This window comes from uncultured Campylobacter sp. (assembly GCF_937949835.1).
Classification (GTDB): domain Bacteria; phylum Campylobacterota; class Campylobacteria; order Campylobacterales; family Campylobacteraceae; genus Campylobacter_B.
Window position 1 is genome coordinate 1 of record NZ_CALEDC010000334.1, and the last position, 1,127, is coordinate 1,127.

Here is a 1,127-nt window from a genome sequence, read left to right on the forward strand (position 1 = left end):
CTTTGAGACGTATGCGATCAGCTCGCCGGTAACTAAATCACGCACGATTGCGCCGTAGCAGCGGTTGTTTGCGTGAATTAGCGCGATCGCTTCTTTTCTATCATGAATATCTACGTTATGCTTTAGCGCTTCGTTTGCAACGGCAAAAAGCATCGTATGTCCCGTAGCATCGGCGGTATAGCAGGTTCGCCATTTTTTCGTACCGCCGAAGTCGCGGCTGTGGATAAGTCCGTGAACCTCATCTTTTTCGGTGATCGTGGTCTTTTGAGCGTTGATAATAGCGCTTCGCTCGCCTCTAGTAATCCTGGTCCAAGGAACGCCCCAGCCCGCAAGCTCGCGGATCGCCTTAGGCGCCGTTTGCGCAAACATCCTAGCGACATCCTGATCGCAGCCCCAGTCGCTTCCTTTTACCGTATCGGCAAAGTGCACGTCCTCGTTGTCGCCCTCGCTCATCTTGGAATTTCCCAGAGACGCCTGCATGCCGCCTTGAGCTGCCGCAGAGTGCGAGCGCTTAACGGGGATCAGACTCAAAACGATGGTGCTAAGCCCCTTCTCTCCGGTAGCGATCGCAGCTCTTAAGCCCGCCAAACCGCCGCCAATAACTAAAGAATCGCAATATATTACATTCATCCTAAGCTCCCTATTCTAAACTTAACCATTTGAAATCGGCGATTATCGAAAGCAAGAAAAATGCGCCCCAAACGATAAAAACCGTCTTTTTGATGAGAGCTCTTTTCCTTTGAATTTCCGCCTTCGTGCCGTCTATGCTGATCCATTTCATATATAATCTATAAATTCCAATACTAGCGTGAGTTACTACGAAAATCAATAAAACGAAATAAAATAGATGAAGCTGTCCGAATCGAGCGATAGCAAGATCTGCAGTGATCTTCGGACCGAATACGATCATTAAAATATGAGCCGCCGCAAAGAAAAATAGGAAAAATCCCGTCCAAAACTGAAACCACCAAAGCGTAGTATCAAGGTGCTTCATGCGGTCTTTGTGGCCTCTAAACATTAGATATTGTCTGTAATTTGCAGGAAATTTTCTCATGGCCAAGAAGGCGTGAGTAACAAAAACTACAAAGATAACAGCAGCTATAACATTTGTGATCCACCAAGTAGCC

General features: G+C 47.0%; 2 protein-coding genes. Both read right to left on the minus strand.

The genetic code is table 11. The annotated features are described in order from the left end of the window. Window positions 1-630 (minus strand): FAD-binding protein (locus Q0256_RS07645; RefSeq protein WP_297961876.1); only part of this gene is annotated, 630 nt, incomplete at its 3' end. A 10-nt stretch (window positions 631-640) separates the two neighbouring features. Further along, on the minus strand, window positions 641-1,127 hold a 487-nt coding region (locus Q0256_RS07650), incomplete at its 5' end, for a succinate dehydrogenase/fumarate reductase cytochrome b subunit (protein WP_297961879.1).